Below are 17797 nucleotides of genomic sequence, written 5' to 3' on the forward strand. Positions count from 1 at the left end.
GGCCGCCCGGGGCGGGGGCGGCGGGTGGCCCCTGTTCCGGCCCCGGCAGTGGCTCCTGCTGCGGCGGCGGCGGCGCTGATCCGGAGCCGCCGCCCGGGCCGCCCGGCAGGGTGCGGCTCGCACCGTAAGGCGTCGGCTAACTCGCGGGAGCGCCGTGCCGGCCCGCGCCCGCGGCGAACCGCCCCGCCCCCTCGTTCGCCTCGGCCGCGACGCGCGAGATGCTGGCGAATTCGAAGTCGATCGCCTCGGATTCCGTTGTCCCCCATTGATGCAGCGCCGAGAGTCGGTCCGACCGCAGGCATTGCTGCGGCAGTGCGGCCAGTTGCGCGGCCAGTTCCTCAGCCGCTTGGCGGGCCTGACCTTTCGGCACGACGCGGTTGGCCAGCCCCATCGCGAGGGCTTCGTCGGCCTTGACCCCGCGGCCGGTGAGGATCATGTCCATCGCGCGGCTGTGTCCGATCAGCCGCGGCAGCCGCACCGTGCCCCCGTCGATCAGCGGCACGCCCCAGCGGCGGCAGTACACCCCGAACACGGCGTCCTCCTCGGCCACCCGCAGGTCGCACCAGACGGCCAACTCCAGACCCCCGGCGACCGCGAAGCCGCTGACGGCGGCGATCACCGGCTTGGACAGCACCATTCGCGTCGGTCCCATCGGGCCTGGACCCGTCCGGTGCACGGCGTTGGCGTCCGGTGTGCCGAAGGCCTTCAAATCGGCGCCGGCGCAGAAGGTTCCACCGTCTCCCCACAGCACGGCGACCGACGCGGTGTCGTCGCGGTCGAATTCGTCGAACGCCGCGTACAGCGCGGCGGCCGTGGGGCCGTTGACCGCATTGCGGGCGGCCGGGCGGTTCAGGATCACCGTCGTCACCGGGCCGTTGCGCTCGATGCGCACTGGGTCGCTCATTTTGCCTCCGCGAATAGGGGTTCCCGCCGCCGCAGCAGCTCGGTGGCGAAGTCGTGGTAGGCCGCGCGCAGCCGCGCGCCCGGCCAGTCGGCGGGCAGCAATTCGTCGGGCAATACCGGGTCGGTGAGCAGGTGGCGCACCGTCGCCGCCGCCACCACGAACCGGGCTGGAATGTTCGGCGCGGCGGCCATCTCGTCGAACAGCCGGTTACCGGCCCGGGCCCACGCGGGCAGATCCCACAGCTGGGCGGCGAGCTCGGCGGCATCGTCGACGCGCGCGCGCAGCACCCGCACCCGGGCGTCGATCTCGGGATCGAGGTCGAGCTCCAGGTTGTCGGGGCGCATCCACACGCCCTCGCGCAGTTCACCGAAGCGCTTGCCGTGCATGGTGTTTCGCAGCGCGGCCCGCGTGCGGGCGTCGCCGCCCACGCTGGTCACGATCAGCGTGATCCACTCCCCGCCCCATGGCCGGACCCGTGGGTCGATGGCGTCGTCCTGGCGTCGCTGCCGGGCCAGCAGGCGATCAGAGAGCCGATAGCCGTCCGCGGAGCGGATCAGGTCACCGGCGCCCACCATGCGGGTCAGCGCGACCCGCAGCGTCGTCTCTTTGATGCCGAAATCCGAAGTAAGCCGGATTAATTCGCTGGCCCGCGCGTGCGCCGGGTGGGCCCCGAGCAACACACTGAGCACCACCGACCGCGCCGTCATGGTGGCCATGGGCTAGACCTGTGACGCGCGGCGGCCGTAGTCACCGAAGGGCTCGTCGCGATGCCGCACCGCTTCCCGGAAGCCGTGCTCGGTGGCGTCGGCGACGAAGGTATGGCCTTCCGGGGTGTGCCGGGCGACCCCGTCGAACACGGTGCTGACCATCCGGCTGGTGGCCACACCCTGTTGCAGCAGAGCCGAATTCAGCGCGAGTTTTACCATGATCAGCTGGTTGACCGGCACCGCGGCGATCCGCTGCACCAACCGCTCGGTGCGCTCGTCGAGGTCTTGGGGCTCCGGCGCCTCGACCGCCAGGCCCCATTCGGCGGCCTGGGCCCCGGTGATGCAGTCGCCGGTGAACAGCAGGCGCTTGGCGCGCTGGTCGCCGAGCCGGTGCGCCCACAGGCCCGCCGCCGGGACGCCCCATACCCGCGTCGGCGGATATCCGATCTTGGCGTCGGCGGCGGCGATCACCTGGTCGGCGTGCAGCGCGATGTCGGTGCCCCCCGCCACGCAGTAGCCGTGGATCTTGACCACCGTCGGCTTGTCGGCGTGCATCAGGCTGGAGAAGCCGCGCACGAACCGACTCATCATCTGGTAGTCGATCATCGGGTCCCACGGCTGATCGGGTAAGTGGTTGACCGCCTGGGTTTTTCCGCTGAGCACGGTGCCCGCGTACGCGCCGGTCCCGCCGGCCGAGCCGGTGCGGTCGGCGTACGCGCTCAGGTCGAAGCCCGCGCAGAATCCCTCGCCCCGGCCCGACACCAGGATCACGTGCACGTTGGGATCCAGGTCGGCGCGCTCCACCAGCGCCGAGAGCTCCAGCGGGGTGTCGGCGACGATCGCGTTCCCCTTCTCCGGCCGGTTGAAGGTGATCCGGGCTACCCGATCGGTGACCTCATAGGTCATCGTCTTCAGTTTGTCGAAGTCGACTGGTCTGATCGCGTGAGTCATCCCTTTACCAGAGCACGCTCAAGAATGGGAGCCAGGTCCAGCCCGGTGGGCATCGTGCCGAATGCCCCGCCCCACTGGCGGTCGAGCCGGGTGGTCAGGAAGGCCTCGGCGACCGCGGGGTGGCCGTAGCGCACCAGCAGCGACCCCTGCAGCGCCAGGCAGATGTCCTCGGCGACCTTGCGGGCCCGGAGCGTGATGGTGTCCAGATCGGTCAGGTCCGCCCGCAGCCGGTCAACGTGGGCGCCCAGTCGCGCGTCAGCCGCGGCGCTCTCGGCCAGTTCGGCGAACAGCACCTCGACGCATTCGGGACGAGTTGCCATGGCGCGCAACGTGTCCAGCGCGCTGACGTTGCCCGAGCCCTCCCAGATGCCCATCAGCGGCGCCTCGCGGAACAGCCGCGGCATGCCCGAGTCCTCGACGTAACCATTGCCACCCAGGCATTCCAGCGCCTCCGCCGCGTGCGGGGTCGCGCGCTTGCACACCCAGTACTTGCTGGCCGCCAAACCGATGCGGCGCAGCAGCGCCTCCCGGTCGTCGCCGCGCAACGCCTTGTCGGTGGCCCCAGCCATCCGCATCGCGACGATGGTGGCGGCCTCGGCCTCCACGGCCAGGTCGGCCAGCACGTTGCGCATCAACGGCTGGTCGATCAGGTAGGCGCCGAACGCCTTTCGGTGCTGGGCGTGGTGGATCGCGCGGGTCAGGCCCGTGCGCATGCTGGTGGCGCTGCCCAGGGTGCAGTCCAGCCGGGTGAGGTTGACCATCTCGATGATGGTCGGGACCCCGCGGCCCTCCTCGCCCACCAGCCATGCGATGGCACCGTCATATTCGACCTCGCTGGACGCGTTGGCGTGGTTGCCGAGCTTGTCCTTCAAGCGCTGCAGGAACATCCGGTTGCGGCTGCCGTCGGGCAGGATCCGGGGAAGCATGAAACACGACAGTCCGCCCGGCGCCTGCGCGAGCACCAGGAAGATGTCGCACATCGGCGCCGAGGTGAACCACTTGTGGCCGGTGAGGCGGTAGGTGCCGTCGCCGTTCGGGGTTGCCTGCGTGGTCCCGGCGCGCACGTCGGAGCCACCCTGCTTCTCGGTCATCGACATGCCGGCGGTGATGCCGCGCTTGGTGGTGGCCAGCCTGAGCTCAGGATCGTATTCGCGGCTGGTTAGCAGGGGCTCGTAAACCGCCGCGAGTTCGGGGTTGTAGCGCAGCGCGGGGACGACCGCGTAGGTCATCGAGATCGGGCAGGTGTGCCCGGGCTCGACGTTCCACACCGACATCTTGGCCGCCCGCACCACGTGGGCGCCCGGGCGTCCGTCGGCCCACGGCGCCGCGTGGATGCCATGGGCGATCGCCGTGCGCATCAGCTCGTGATAGGCCGGGTCGAACTCGATCTCGTCGACCCGGTGGCCGTACTTGTCGTGGGTGTGCAGGATGGGCCGGTTGCGGTCGGCGAGCTCGCCCCACCGCTGGGCCTGGCGGCCACCGGCGATCGCGCCCACCTCGGTCACCTCTTCTGTGCCCCATTCCCCGCCCTCGCGGATCAGGGCCTCGACGAGCACCGCGGACGTCGCGGGGTTGTAGTTCTCCAGCGGGGGAACCTGGTTGGTGACGACATGGGTATCCGACATGCCCCTCATGTTACATTTTTTGAACAGCCGCACAAGAGGTGTAATGCGTCGTCACCGTGGGTGCGCGGCGAAGAACTCCCACAGGGTGCGGGCGGCGAACGGCGGCCACTCGTGTCCGCCCGCCTCGATCGTGATGAGCGTGACGCCGCGGTTGCCGGCGCATCCCGCCGTCGAGGTGGCGGTCGGGCCGTCGCTGGTGGCGGTCGGGTTCGCGCACTGATCGACGTTGCGCCAGAACGCATTCACGTCGGGGACCGCCGGGCCGTTGATCACGCTGAAACCCTGCCCGCCACCGTAGGGCACCAGCCGGTCCGCAGTGCCGTGGATGTGCATGATCGACGTCGGACGCGGATTCGGACATCGGTTCAGCTGGGTGCCGGCGACCGGACCGATCGCGGCGAAGATGTCGGTGGCGCAGGCCAGCGTGTAGGACATGATGCCGCCGTTGCTCATGCCGGAGACATAGATGCGGGCGGGGTCCGTGCCGACGTGCTTGGCGACGTCGGCGACGACCGCGCTGATGAACGCGACGTCGTCGACGCCCTCCCGTCCCGGCCGGCCACAGCAGGTTTCCCCGTCGACGTTCCAGGCCCGATCCAGCCCGTCCGGGTAGGCGACGACGAACTTGGAAGAATCGGCCAATTCGTCCCAGCCGTAATCCCTTTCGACCTGTCGGGCGCTCCCGGAATAGCCGTGCAGCACGACGACCAGCGGCGGCGAAGCGGGTTTGCTCACCGGCTCGTAGAGCCGGTAGCTGCGATCATGTCCGCCCACATCGAGATGGTGCAGGCTGGTCCCGGTGACGAAGCCCGAGGGCGGCTCGGGTTTCAGCGGCGAACAGCTCACGACCAGCAGGACTACCCCGAGAAGCGTTGCGAGCCGACCGAGCACGGGCGGAGATCTCAGCCGCCGGTCTTTTCCCGCAGGAACGCGATGTCGTCCTTGCGTCCCTCGTCGGCGGTCTCGCAGATGACGGGCGCATCGGCCGCCGTCACCACCGCGACGAGCAGTTCGGGATCGATCTGGCCGGTGCCGAAGTTGGCGTGCCGGTCGGCGCCCGAACCCGCCGCGTCCCTCGAGTCGTTGCAGTGCACCAGGTCGATGCGTCCGGTCAGGGCCCGGATCCGCTCGACCGCGTCGACCAGCGCCTCACCCGCGGCCCAGGCGTGACAGGTGTCCAGGCAGAAGCCGATGCCCTTGTCGCCGATGTGATCCCAGAGTTTGCCGATGGTGTCGAAGTGGCGGGCCATCGCGTGGTCGCCGCCCGCGGTGTTCTCCAGATACACGGGCACGTCGGTTTCCAGGTAGTCCAGCGCCTTGACCCACCGCTGGAATCCGGCCTCCATGTCGTCGTCGTCGGCGTGGCCGCCGTGCACGATCACGGCCGTCGCGCCGATCTCCGCGGCCGCGTCGCAGGTGTCCTGCAGGATCTTGCGCGACGGGATCCGGATGCGGTTGTTCGCCGATGCCACGTTGATGAGGTAGGGCGCGTGGACGTAGAGCGGCACGGCCGACGCCTTGAGCGTCGGGGCGTCGTCGCGGGGCTTCGCCTTCTTCCAGCTCTGCGGGTTGCCGAGAAAGAACTGCACCACGTCGGCCCCGTCCGCCTGTGCGGCGGCCAGCGGGTCGTCGTTGTGGACGTGTGAACCGATGAGCACGATGGCCAGTGTAGTGAGTGCCACCGACCGGCCCGCGCCGGCGAACGTGCGGCTGGCCGCACACTCGGCGCTAGAGGGGCCCAACGGGCGCACGAAAAAGCCCCGGGCCTCTTTGCTTAGGCCCGGGGCTTCTTCGTTGCCAACTAGCGGTAGTCGCTGTAGCCGTAGTCGTCCAGCGGGACCGCGGCGCCGGTCGCCTGGCCGAAGTCCGGGCTGTAGTACTGATCCTCGTAGGACGGGATCGTGTACGCGGCGGCTCGGGCCTCCTCGGTCGGCTGCACCTGGATGTTGCGGTAACGGTTGATGCCGGTACCGGCCGGGATCAGCTTTCCGATGATCACGTTCTCCTTCAGACCGTTGAGCTTGTCGCTGCGGCAGTTGATGGCCGCATCGGTCAGCACTCGCGTGGTCTCCTGGAACGACGCCGCACTCAGCCACGAGTCGGTGGCCAGGCTCGCCTTCGTGATACCCATCAGCACCGGGCGCCCGGCGGCGGGCTCGCCGCCCTCGGCCACCACCCGACGGTTCTCCGCCTCGAACTCCGCGCGGTCGATCAGCGAGCCGGGCAGGAACTCCGTTGCGCCCGAGTCGATGATGGTGACGCGGCGCAGCATCTGGCGGACGATCACCTCGATGTGCTTGTCGTGGATCGACACACCCTGGGCGCGGTAGACCTCCTGAACCTCGCGGACCAGGTGGATCTGCACCTCGCGGGGGCCCTGCACGCGCAGCACCTCGTGCGGGTCGGCCGAACCCTCCATCAGCTGCTGGCCCACCTCGACGTGGTCGCCGTCGGACAGCACCCGCTCGGAACCGTCCTCGTGCTTGAACACGCGCAGCCGCTGTCGCTTGGAGAGCTTGTCGTACACGACCTCCTCGCTCCCGTCGTCGGGAACGATGGTGATCTTGTAGAAGCGCTCGCCCTCCTCGAGTTGCACCCGCCCGGTGACGTCGGCGATCGGCGCCTTGCCGCGCGGGACGCGGGCCTCGAAGAGCTCCTGCACCCGGGGCAGACCGCCGGTGATGTCCTCACCGACACCACCCTGGTGGAACGTACGCATGGTCAGCTGCGTGCCGGGCTCACCGATGGACTGGGCCGCGACGATGCCGACGGCCTCGCCGATGTCGACCAGCTTGCCGGTCGCCATCGAGCGGCCGTAGCAGGTCGCGCACACGCCGGTGCCCGTGGTGCAGGTCAACACCGAGCGCACCTTGACCTGCGTGATGCCGGCCGCCAGTAGGGCGTCGATCTCCGGGTCACCGAGGTCCTCGCCGCGTGCGACGACGACGTTGCCCGCCTCGTCGACCGCGTCGGCGCCCAAAGTCCGCGCGTACGCCGAGGTTTCGATGTACGGGTCGCGGATCAGGGTGCCGTCCGACTGACGCTCGGCGAGCTCGACGATGATGCCGCGCTCGGTCTCGCAGTCGTGCTCGCGGACAATGACATCCTGGCTCACGTCCACCAGACGACGGGTCAGGTAACCCGAGTCGGCGGTGCGCAACGCGGTGTCCGCCAAGCCCTTTCGGGCGCCGTGCGTGTTGATGAAGTACTCCAGCACGGTCAGGCCCTCGCGGAACGACGACTTGACCGGACGCGGGATGAACTCACCCTTGGGGTTGGTCACCAGACCCTTCATGCCGGCCAGCGTTCGGGTCTGGGTGAAGTTACCCGTGGCGCCCGAGTCGACGATCGTGATGATCGGGTTGTCGCTGGGGTAGTGCTCGCGGAGCGCCTGACCGACCTCGTCGGTGGCTTCCTTCCAGATCTCCACCAGCGCCTCGTTGCGCTCGTCGTGGTTCAAAGCACCTCGCTGGAACTGCTTTTCGACCTTCTCCGCCCGCTCCTCGTACTGGTCGAGGATCTCCTTCTTGCGCGGCGGAACCAGCACGTCGGCCATCGACACGGTTACACCACTGCGGGTGGCCCAGTAGAAGCCGGCGTCCTTGAGCTTGTCGACAGTCTGCGCGACCACGATCATCGGGTAGCGCTCGGCGAGGTCGTTGATGATCGCAGCCTGCACCTTCTTGTGCATCTGCTTGTTCACGAACGGGTAGCCCACCGGCAGCAGCTCGTTGAACAGCACCCGACCCAGCGTGGTCTCGGCCAACCAGGCGTCGCCCGGCTGCCAGCCGTTGGCACCGAACACCTCCGCCTCGACCTCGGCCGGCGGACGCAGCTGCGTCAGCCGCACCTTGATCTTGGCCCGTACCGAGAGCACGCCGCGGTCGGCGGCCATGATCGCCTCGGCCGGCGAGGAGTACACCCCGACCTCCGGCTGATCCTTTGCGGCGGGGGCGAATTCGCCCTTGTCGCCGTCGACCTCGGTGGTCAGGTAATACAGCCCGGTCACCATGTCCAGTCGCGGCATGGCCAGCGGGCGGCCCGACGCGGGCGACAGGATGTTGTTACTCGAGAGCATCAGGATGCGCGCCTCGGCCTGCGCCTCGGCGCTCAACGGCAGGTGCACCGCCATCTGGTCACCGTCGAAGTCGGCGTTGAACGCCTCGCAGACCAGCGGGTGCAGCTGAATGGCCTTGCCCTCCACCAGCATCGGCTCGAAGGCTTGGATGCCCAGCCGGTGCAGGGTCGGCGCGCGGTTCAGCAGCACCGGGTGTTCGGCGATGACCTCTTCGAGGACGTCCCACACCTGGGGACGCTGCCGCTCCACCATCCGCTTGGCGCTCTTGATGTTCTGTGCGTGGTTGAGGTCGACGAGCCGCTTCATCACGAACGGCTTGAACAGCTCGAGCGCCATCAGCTTGGGCAGGCCACACTGGTGCAGCTTGAGCTGCGGGCCGACCACGATGACCGAACGGCCCGAGTAGTCGACGCGCTTACCGAGCAGGTTCTGCCGGAACCGACCCTGCTTGCCCTTCAACAGATCCGACAGCGACTTGAGCGGACGGTTGCCCGGCCCGGTGACCGGGCGGCCGCGGCGGCCGTTGTCGAACAGCGCGTCGACGGACTCCTGCAGCATCCGCTTCTCGTTGTTGACGATGATCTCGGGCGCGCCGAGGTCGATCAACCTCTTGAGGCGGTTGTTGCGGTTGATGACCCGGCGGTACAGGTCGTTCAGGTCGCTGGTCGCGAAGCGGCCACCGTCGAGCTGCACCATCGGGCGCAGCTCCGGCGGGATCACCGGGACGGCGTCGAGCACCATGCCCATCGGCGAGTTGCCCGACTGCTGGAAGGCGGCGACCACCTTGAGACGCTTGAGGGCGCGAAGCTTCTTCTGCCCCTTGCCGTTTCGAATGACATCACGCAAGATATCGGCCTCGGCGTCGATGTCGAAGTTCTCGATGAGCTTCTGGATCGACTCCGCGCCCATGGCGCCGGTGAAGTACTCGCCGTAGCGGTCGACGAGCTCGCGGTAGAGGTTCTCGTCGACGATCAGCTGCTTGGGGGCCAGCTTGGTGAAGGTGTTCCAGATGTCCTCGAGCCGGTCCAGCTCGCGCTGGGCACGGTCGCGGAGCTGGCGCATCTCCCGCTCGCCGCCGTCGCGCACCTTGCGGCGGGCGTCGGCCTTGGCGCCCTCGGCCTCCAGCTCGGCCAGGTCGGCCTCCAGCTTCTGCGCGCGGGCCTCCAGGTCGGCGTCGCGCTGGTCCTCAACGGCCTTGCGCTCCACCATCATTTCGGCCTCGAGCGTGGACAGCTCGTTGTGCCGCATCTCGTCGTCGACCGACGTGATCACGTACGCCGCGAAGTAGATGATCTTCTCGAGATCCTTCGGGGCGAGGTCGAGCAGGTAACCGAGCCGGCTCGGCACACCCTTGAAGTACCAGATGTGCGTGACCGGCGCGGCCAGCTCGATGTGGCCCATCCGCTCGCGGCGGACCTTGGCGCGGGTCACCTCGACACCGCAGCGCTCACAGATGATGCCCTTGAAGCGGACGCGCTTGTACTTGCCGCAGTAGCACTCCCAGTCGCGAGTCGGTCCGAAGATCTTCTCGCAGAACAGGCCGTCCTTCTCCGGCTTCAGCGTGCGGTAGTTGATCGTCTCCGGCTTCTTGACCTCGCCGTAAGACCATTGCCTGATGTCCTCCGCGGTAGCCAAGCCGATACGGAGTTCATCGAAGAAGTTGACGTCGAGCACGTAACTCCCTTTCCCCTTGCGGGTTTAGTAACTAAAAGTGATTAAGCCAGGTCCTCAACGGAGGCGGATTCGTTGCGCGACAAGTTGATTCCCAGGTTGGCCGCAGCCCGCTCCAGGTCCTCGTCCTCGCCTTCGCGCAATTCGATCGCCGCGCCGTCCGACGAGAGCACCTCGACGTTCAGGCACAGCGATTGCAGCTCCTTGAGCAGCACCTTGAACGACTCGGGGATGCCCGGCTCGGGGATGTTCTCGCCCTTGACGATCGCCTCGTACACCTTGACCCGGCCGACCGTGTCGTCGGACTTGATGGTCAACAGCTCCTGCAGCGTGTACGCGGCACCGTAGGCCTGCATGGCCCAGCACTCCATCTCACCGAACCGCTGACCACCGAACTGCGCCTTACCACCGAGCGGCTGCTGGGTGATCATCGAGTACGGGCCGGTGGAGCGGGCGTGGATCTTGTCGTCCACCAGGTGGTGCAGCTTCATGATGTACATGAAGCCGACGGTCACCGGGTACGGGAACGGCTCACCGCTGCGGCCGTCGAAAAGCACCGCCTTGCCGTCGCCGTTGACCATGACGTCGCCGTCCCGGTTCGGCAGCGTGCAGGACAGCATGCCGGCCAGCTCCTCCTCCTTGGCGCCGTCGAACACCGGCGTCGACACGATCTGGTTCGGCTGCGCGTGCAGCAGGTCCTCGGGCAGGTTGACCGCCCACTCGGGCGAACCGTCGATGTTCCAGCCGGACTTGGCCACCCACCCGAGGTGGGTCTCCAGGATCTGGCCGATGTTCATCCGTCGCGGCACACCGTGCGTGTTCAGGATGATGTCCACCGGGGTGCCGTCCGGCAGGAACGGCATGTCCTCGACGGGCAGGATCTTGCCGATCACGCCCTTGTTGCCGTGCCGGCCGGCGAGCTTGTCACCGTCGGAGATCTTGCGCTTCTGGGCCACGTAGACGCGAACCAGCTCGTTGACACCGGCAGGCAGCTCGTCGTCGTCCTCGCGGGAGAACACCCGGATGCCGATGACCTTGCCGGACTCGCCGTGCGGCACCTTCAGCGAGGTGTCGCGGACCTCACGCGCCTTCTCGCCGAAGATCGCCCGCAGCAGCCGCTCCTCCGGGGTCAGCTCGGTCTCACCCTTCGGGGTGACCTTGCCGACCAGGATGTCGCCGTCGCGGACCTCGGCGCCGATGCGGACGATGCCGCGCTCGTCGAGGTCGGCCAGCACCTCGTCGGAGACGTTCGGGATGTCCCGGGTGATCTCCTCGGCGCCCAGCTTGGTGTCGCGGGCGTCGATCTCGTGCTCCTCGATGTGGATCGAGGTCAGCACGTCCTCCTCAACCAGGCGGTTGGAGAGGATGATCGCGTCCTCGTAGTTGTGACCCTCCCACGGCATGATCGCCACCAGCAGGTTCTTGCCCAGCGCCATCTCACCGTTCTCGGTGCAGGGTCCGTCGGCGATGACCTGGCCGGCCTCGACCCGGTCCCCGGCGTCCACGATCGGCGACTGGTTGGCGCAGGTGCCGTGGTTGGAGCGCTCGAACTTACGCATCCGGTAGGTGTGCCGGGTGCCGTCGTCGGCCATCACGGTGACGTAGTCGGCCGAGACCTCCTCGATCACCCCGGCCTTGTCCGCGACGACGACGTCGCCGGCATCGATCGCGGCGCGCAACTCCATGCCCGTGCCCACCAGCGGCGCCTCGCTGCGCACCAGCGGAACCGCCTGACGCTGCATGTTGGCGCCCATCAGGGCACGGTTGGCGTCGTCGTGCTCGAGGAACGGGATCATGGCGGTGGCCACCGACACCATCTGGCGCGGCGAGACGTCCATGTAGTCCACCTCGGACGACGGCACGTATTCGACCTCGCCCGCCTTCCGGCGGACCAGGACGCGCGACTCCTCGAACCGGCCATTCGCATCGATCGGCGAGTTGGCCTGCGCCACGACGTGGCGGTCCTCCTCGTCGGCGGTCAGGTAGTGGATCTCGTCGGTGACCACACCGTCGACCACCTTGCGGTACGGCGTCTCGATGAACCCGAACGGGTTGACCCGCGCGTACACCGACAGCGAGCCGATCAAACCGATGTTCGGACCCTCCGGCGTCTCGATCGGGCACATCCGGCCGTAGTGCGACGGGTGCACGTCACGGACTTCCAGCCCGGCCCGCTCACGGGACAGACCGCCGGGGCCCAGCGCCGACAGGCGGCGCTTGTGGGTCAGACCCGACAGCGGGTTGTTCTGGTCCATGAACTGGGAGAGCTGGCTGGTGCCGAAGAACTCCTTGATCGCGGCGACGACCGGTCGGATGTTGATCAGCGTCTGCGGCGTGATCGCCTCGACGTCCTGGGTGGTCATCCGCTCGCGGACGACGCGCTCCATCCGGGACATGCCGACCCGGATCTGGTTCTGGATCAACTCGCCGACCGTGCGCAGCCGGCGGTTACCGAAGTGGTCGATGTCGTCGGTCTCCACCGGCACCTCGGTGCCGCCGGGGACGGTCATGACAGCCGGCTGGCCATCCGTGCGGGCGTGGTGCAGGCGAACCAGGTACTCGATGGTGGCGACGACGTCTTCCTCGGTCAGCGTCGACGACGTGATCGGCTCGCCGACGTTCAGGCCGAGCTTCTTGTTGACCTTGTAGCGGCCGACGCGGGCCAGGTCGTAGCGCTTCTCCTTGAAGAACAGGTTCTCCAGCAGGGTCTGCGCGGACTCCTTGGTCGGCGGCTCGCCCGGGCGCAGCTTGCGGTAGATGTCCAGGAGCGCCTCGTCGGTGCCGGCGGTGTTGTCCTTCTCCAGCGTGCCCATCATGATTTCGGAGAAGCCGAACCGCTCGTGGATCTGCTCGTTGGTCCAGCCGAGCGCCTTGAGCAGCACGGTGACGGGCTGGCGGCGCTTGCGGTCGATGCGCACGCCGACGGTGTCGCGCTTGTCGACGTCGAACTCCAGCCACGCACCGCGGCTGGGGATCACCTTGACGCTGTGCAGCAGCTTCTCGGTGGACTTGTCGATGGTCTCGTCGAAGTACACGCCGGGCGAGCGCACCAGCTGGCTGACGACCACACGCTCGGTCCCGTTGATGATGAAGGTGCCCTTCTCGGTCATCATCGGGAAGTCACCCATGAACACCGTCTGGCTCTTGATCTCGCCGGTGTTGTTGTTGATGAACTCGGCCGTGACGAACAGCGGGGCCGCGTACGTCATGTCCTTGTCTTTGCACTCGTCGACCGGCGCCTTGACCTCGTCGAAACGCGGGTCGGAGAACGACAGCGACATCGAGCCGGAGAAGTCCTCGATCGGTGAGAGCTCGTAGAGCACCTCTTCGAGGCCGCCCACCGGGCTGGGCTCGCCACGATTGGCGGCGGCCTCGCGCCAGCGCGGTGAGCCGATCAACCACTCGAAGGAGTCGATCTGCACGTCGAGCAGGCCGGGAACCTCGAGCGGTTCGCGCAGCTTGGCGAAGGAAACTCGGTTAGGCGCTCCGGGGACGGAGCCGTTTGGGGAACTTCCGTTAGAGGAACTTTGTGGGCGATCCGTTTTGCTCTGGCGAGAATCAGCCAAGATGCATCCTTCCAGCACCTCGTGCGACTCACGAAGACCGGAACACCCGGTTGCGTTCGCCGCGAATTGTGTCGGTTAGGCCGGCGAACAATCTGTCCGGATCTCACGCGCACGAGCAAAGAACTAAGCCGCTTACAGGGGGCTCAGGCTTAGACCACGGTGTCAGGTGGCGGGTGAGGTGGGCAGGAGGTAGCCAGCGCAACGTCCAACAATAGCGTAGGGCGGCGCATTCCTCAACTGTCCAGCGCAGGACATCCAGGGACATCGGCGCTGGCTGGCATCTCGACTCTCCGCTGGATACATGCTGCCCAACAGACTGGCCCGTTTACGGCCCGTCGTCAAGAGGGCGGGCCGGGAGAGTTACGCGAAGTTATCGCGAAATCTCGGGCCGAGCGAGCTAGTCGCCGACCTCGTGCGCCCGGTACTTGTGGGTGCCCTCCATGTCGTCGATGATCGCGGCTTGCGCCTTCGGCGGCAGGGTGTGCAGGATCTCGCGCACCCGCGCCTGGCGGCGGCCGACGGCCTTGCGCTCGGGCATTCCGGGGGACGCGACGATCTGCGGCGGCACGCCCTCGATCTCCTCCACACCGCCGGCGTGCTGGCCGGCCTCGAGGGCGGCCTGCTCTTCGGCCATCGTCGACTCGTCCTTCTCCTCGGACATGCCGATCGGGCCGATGCGGCGCCCGTTGAGGAACTGCCGCACGACCGGCTCGTCGCTGGTCAGCAGCACCTCACGCGGGCCGAACATGACCAGCTTGCGCCGAAAGAGCATGCCCATGTTGTCCGGCACGGTGCGGGCGATGTTGATGTTGTGCGTCACGATGAGGACGGTGGCGTCGATCTGGGCATTGATGTCGAGGATCAGCTGGCTCAGATAGGCGGTGCGGACCGGGTCCAGACCGGAGTCGGGCTCGTCGCAGAGGATGATCTGCGGGTCCATCACCAGCGCGCGGGCCAGGCTGGCGCGCTTGCGCATACCGCCGGAGATCTCGCCGGGGAACTTCTTCTCGTCACCGCCCAGACCCACCATGGTCAGCTTCTCCATGACGATGTCACGGATCTCGCCTTCCTTCTTCTTGGTGTGCTCGCGCAGCGGGAAGGCGGCGTTGTCGAACAGGTTCATCGAACCGAACAGGGCGCCGTCCTGGAACATGACGCCGAACAGGGTGCGGATCTCGTAGAGTTCCTTGGCCGAACACTGCAGGATGTCGGTGCCATCGATCACGACCGAACCGCGCTCAGGCCGCAGCAGACCGATCAGGGACTTCAGGAACACCGATTTGCCGGTACCCGACGGCCCCAGCAGGACGCTCACCTCCCCGGCAGGGATCTCCAGGGTCACGTCTTCCCAAATTCTCGACGACCCGAAGGACTTCGTGAGGCCGTTCACCTCAATAGCGACACCCATGCGAGATCCTTCCGTCGATGCTCATGCCCGCCACCTGCCCCTATGTGTGGCATCAGTCACTGTAGCGCACGCTTGCTGCTCGGCATCAGGGTTGCGTGGCACAGCCGGGAAAAATTGGCTGACCTGAGATCCCGCCATCGCCGGCGACCGCCATCCTATTCGACACGCGTTAGCCAGTGGGCGCCCAATTGCCGTGAAAGCCCATCGGCACCCGCTGCGGCAAATGCACGGTCGCCACCGGCTCGAGCGTCCCGGCGTCCAGCAACACCAACTGGCCCTCGTCGCGGCCCCGGTGATACCCATAGCCCATCAGAACGCCCTCGTCCTCGGCCGCCGCGCCGGGGGTGGGCACAAAGGACATCTCGCCGAGCAAAAGGTCGGGATCGAGCGGAGCGACCTCTCGGGCGCCGGTCGCGTAGTCGTGCTTGTACAACGCCGAGGCGCCGCCGGCGAAGTACGCCCCGACGGTGTAGCCGAACCGGTGCGGAGCGCCCAACAGGTCCTCGTTGATCCGCGGAAACTCTTGCGGCTGATCGTCGCGGCATTCGGTGGCCACCGCGCCGGTCGCCAGGTTGATGGTCCACCGGTCCAGCGTCGGCGGCGTCTCGCCGGGCCCGCGCCGGTCGCGGTCGAACATCCGCGCATACCGCACCACGTCGAGCACCAAAACCTCTGCGCCATCCCGCATCTCGGAGTAGGCGTTGAGCGGGTGGTAGACGTAGCAGGGTTCGATGTCGAACCAGCGGATGGCATCCTTGCCCGCGTTGCTCCCGTGGCCGTCGCGCGGCATGACGCCGATGCGCGCCGGATAGCGGGGGTTCCAGGCGTACGGCATGCGGTCCGAATGCTTCGGGTTCCGGTTGATCATGGCGTTGATCGGGCTCGGCACCCGCACCCGCCCGATCAGCGACTGCATCGCCAGCCGCGCGGGCAGGCTGAGCCAGCGGGGCATGGTCTGCGGCAGCATCTGCACGGGGTCGAAGGTCACCGGCAGGTCGTAGATGACGACGTACTTCTCGGTCAACGAGAAATCGTGCATCATCGGCGACCCCGACACCTCGATGTCGACCGTGCGGCGGGCCCGGCCCTGTGTGTCGATCACCGAGTACTGCACGGTGCGCCCGCGCGCGAACGAGTAGGACACGGCGTGCAGTTCGCCGGTGCGCGGGTCGCGGTGTGGATGGGCGGTGTAGCCGCCGGCCAGGGTGCCGTCGAAGTCGTAGGTCCCCACCGTGTCCAGCTCGTCGGTCAGCTCATAGTTGGCCACCCCGCCCTCGATCAGCGCCAGGGTGCGCCCGGCATGGGTCAAGACGTTGGTGTTGGCGCCCAGCGAGAGCATGCCCGCCCGCGGGTCGAGCCGGCCCGGCGTCGGTTCGGCCAGGGCCGCGCACACCGACAGGCTGCGCACCCAGCGGTTGCGGTACCAGCGAGCCCCGCCCTCGCTCAGCGCGACGCCGTGCACCATCCCGTCGCCGCTGAACCAGTGGTAGGTGGCGGGGTCGACCTCTTCGGCGGGGTTGGGACCGTTGCGCAGGTAGCGACCGTCGAGGTGTTCGGGGATGTGCCCGGTGACCGGCAGGTCGGCCGCGGTCACCTCGCCGGCCACCGGCGCCAGCAGTCCCTCGAGATACGGGTTCGCGGTTTTGGCGGTGTGCGTGACCGTCATTTCTGAGCTCCTATAACATTGATATGACGCTGTTATACCGACGCTACGCCGCGAATGGGAGGATGGCAACGATGACTTCGGAATTGACGCGCGGGCAGCGCGGCGTCCGCGACGAGATGCTGCGCGCCGCCGTCGACCTGCTGCACGAGCACGGCCCGGACGCGTTGCAGACCCGCAAGGTTGCCGGCGCGGCCGGAACGTCGACGATGGCCCTGTACACCCACTTCGGGGGGATGCGCGGCCTGATCGCCGAGGTGGCCGAAGAGGGCTTGCGCCAGTTCGATGCCGCGCTGACCGTCCCCGCGACCGACGATCCGGTCGCCGACCTGTTCGTGCTCGGTGCGGCCTACCGGCGTTACGCCATCAAGCACCCGCACATGTACCGGCTGATGTTCGGCAGCACCAGCGCGCACGGCATCAATGCCCCAGCGGGCAACGTCCTGACGCTGACGGTCGCCGAGGTAGAACGCGAAATCCCCAGCTTCGCCCACGTGGTCCGCGCGGTGCGCCGATCGATACTCGCCGGCCGTATCACGGCGTGTTCCCCCGACGACGACCCGACGATCGTTGCCACGGCGGCCCAGTTCTGGTCCCAGGTGCATGGCTTCGTGATGCTGGAGCTGGCCGGGTTTTACGGCGACGACGGCGCGGCCGTCGCGCCCGTGCTCATCTCGATGTTCACCAATCTGCTTGTGGCCCTGGGTGATTCCACCGAGCAGATCAGGCTGTCGGTGGAGTCCTGAGGACGACGAAACCCCCGGGAGCCGCAGGGCGGTCCCGGGGGTTTTCGGCGTGGAGCTACTTGACGGTGACGGTGGCGCCGGCGGCCTCGAGCTTGGTCTTGGCCTCGTCGGCGGCCTCCTTGGCGACCTTCTCCAGCAGCGGCTTGGGCGCGCTGTCGACCAGGTCCTTGGCCTCCTTGAGGCCCAGGCCGGAGACGATCTCGCGGACCACCTTGATGACGCCGATCTTCTTGTCGCCGGCGGCCTCGAGGATGACGTCGAACTCCGACTGCTCCTCGGCGGCCTCGGCGGGGGCGCCACCGGCGGCGGGGCCGGCCGCGGCGACGGCGACCGGGGCGGCCGCGGTGACCTCGAAGGTCTCCTCGAACTTCTTGACGAAGTCGGAGAGCTCCAACAGGGTCATTTCCTTGAAGGCGTCAAGCAGGTCGTCGGTAGACATTTTCGCCATGGTGTGGGTCCTTCCTTGTTTTCCCAGGTT

12 protein-coding genes are annotated in these 17797 nt (G+C 67.7%); 1 reads left to right on the forward strand and 11 read right to left on the reverse strand.

What is annotated here, in order from left to right:
• Positions 1–136 precede the first annotated feature (136 nt).
• The 10 genes from A5695_RS22015 to A5695_RS22060 form a co-directional block, all read right to left on the reverse strand.
• The gene (locus tag A5695_RS22015; protein WP_068087215.1) at positions 137–904 is read right to left on the reverse strand and encodes a crotonase/enoyl-CoA hydratase family protein; all 768 of its coding nucleotides are present in this window, start codon (positions 902–904) and stop codon (positions 137–139) included.
• On the reverse strand, positions 901–1620 hold the full coding sequence (locus A5695_RS22020) for a PaaX family transcriptional regulator C-terminal domain-containing protein (RefSeq protein WP_068087218.1): 720 nt from the start codon (positions 1618–1620) through the stop codon (positions 901–903). The genes A5695_RS22015 and A5695_RS22020 overlap by 4 nt, the downstream gene beginning before the upstream one ends.
• A 3-nt stretch (positions 1621–1623) precedes the next feature.
• A complete protein-coding gene (locus tag A5695_RS22025; protein WP_068087221.1) occupies positions 1624–2562 on the reverse strand; it encodes a crotonase/enoyl-CoA hydratase family protein in 939 nt (312 codons plus the stop codon).
• The gene (locus A5695_RS22030) at positions 2559–4187 is read right to left on the reverse strand and encodes an acyl-CoA dehydrogenase family protein (RefSeq protein ID WP_068087224.1); all 1629 of its coding nucleotides are present in this window, start codon (positions 4185–4187) and stop codon (positions 2559–2561) included. Before A5695_RS22030 ends, A5695_RS22025 begins: the two co-directional genes overlap by 4 nt.
• A 51-nt stretch (positions 4188–4238) precedes the next feature.
• Positions 4239–5078: a PHB depolymerase family esterase gene (locus A5695_RS22035; RefSeq protein WP_068087227.1), complete on the reverse strand. Its 840-nt coding sequence runs from the start codon at positions 5076–5078 to the stop codon at positions 4239–4241.
• An 11-nt stretch (positions 5079–5089) separates the two neighbouring features.
• Complete coding sequence (locus A5695_RS22040) at positions 5090–5845, reverse strand: deoxyribonuclease IV (protein WP_068087364.1); 756 nt, start codon at positions 5843–5845, stop codon at positions 5090–5092.
• A gap of 143 nt (positions 5846–5988) precedes the next feature.
• Positions 5989–9939, reverse strand: coding sequence for a DNA-directed RNA polymerase subunit beta' (locus A5695_RS22045; RefSeq protein WP_068087230.1), 3951 nt, complete (start codon positions 9937–9939; stop codon positions 5989–5991).
• 41 nt (positions 9940–9980) lie between these two features.
• Positions 9981–13502, reverse strand: a complete 3522-nt coding sequence (locus tag A5695_RS22050) for a DNA-directed RNA polymerase subunit beta (protein WP_156749801.1) — start codon at positions 13500–13502, stop codon at positions 9981–9983.
• A 397-nt stretch (positions 13503–13899) separates the two neighbouring features.
• Positions 13900–14910 carry an ABC transporter ATP-binding protein gene (locus tag A5695_RS22055; RefSeq protein WP_068087233.1) on the reverse strand — a complete coding sequence of 337 codons (1011 nt, stop codon included), beginning with the start codon at positions 14908–14910 and terminating at the stop codon, positions 13900–13902.
• A gap of 169 nt (positions 14911–15079) precedes the next feature.
• Positions 15080–16576: a carotenoid oxygenase family protein gene (locus A5695_RS22060; RefSeq protein ID WP_068087236.1), complete on the reverse strand. Its 1497-nt coding sequence runs from the start codon at positions 16574–16576 to the stop codon at positions 15080–15082.
• 62 nt (positions 16577–16638) lie between these two features.
• Between A5695_RS22060 and A5695_RS22065 the strand changes: the two genes are divergently transcribed.
• A complete protein-coding gene (locus tag A5695_RS22065; protein ID WP_369830228.1) occupies positions 16639–17319 on the forward strand; it encodes a TetR/AcrR family transcriptional regulator in 681 nt (226 codons plus the stop codon).
• Positions 17320–17374: 55 nt separating this feature from the next.
• On the opposite strand, the gene rplL is transcribed toward A5695_RS22065, so the two are convergent.
• Complete coding sequence (rplL, locus tag A5695_RS22070; RefSeq protein WP_067109612.1) at positions 17375–17767, reverse strand: 50S ribosomal protein L7/L12; 393 nt, start codon at positions 17765–17767, stop codon at positions 17375–17377.
• Between the last annotated feature and the right edge of the window lie 30 nt (positions 17768–17797).

Source organism: Mycobacterium sp. E1747 (genome assembly GCF_001667775.1).
GTDB lineage: Bacteria > Actinomycetota > Actinomycetes > Mycobacteriales > Mycobacteriaceae > Mycobacterium.

Bases quoted from the DNA above. Each gene is read 5' to 3' on its own strand.
- A5695_RS22055 (WP_068087233.1), bottom strand. From the start codon at position 14,910: ATGGGTGTCGCTATTGAGGTGAACGGCCTCACGAAGTCCTTCGGGTCG.
- A5695_RS22025 (WP_068087221.1), bottom strand. From the start codon at position 2,562: ATGACTCACGCGATCAGACCAGTCGACTTCGACAAACTGAAGACGATG.
- A5695_RS22015 (WP_068087215.1), bottom strand. From the start codon at position 904: ATGAGCGACCCAGTGCGCATCGAGCGCAACGGCCCGGTGACGACGGTG.
- rplL (WP_067109612.1), bottom strand. From the start codon at position 17,767: ATGGCGAAAATGTCTACCGACGACCTGCTTGACGCCTTCAAGGAAATG.
- A5695_RS22020 (WP_068087218.1), bottom strand. From the start codon at position 1,620: ATGGCCACCATGACGGCGCGGTCGGTGGTGCTCAGTGTGTTGCTCGGG.
- A5695_RS22060 (WP_068087236.1), bottom strand. From the start codon at position 16,576: ATGACGGTCACGCACACCGCCAAAACCGCGAACCCGTATCTCGAGGGA.
- A5695_RS22065 (WP_369830228.1), top strand. From the start codon at position 16,639: ATGGCAACGATGACTTCGGAATTGACGCGCGGGCAGCGCGGCGTCCGC.
- A5695_RS22030 (WP_068087224.1), bottom strand. From the start codon at position 4,187: ATGTCGGATACCCATGTCGTCACCAACCAGGTTCCCCCGCTGGAGAAC.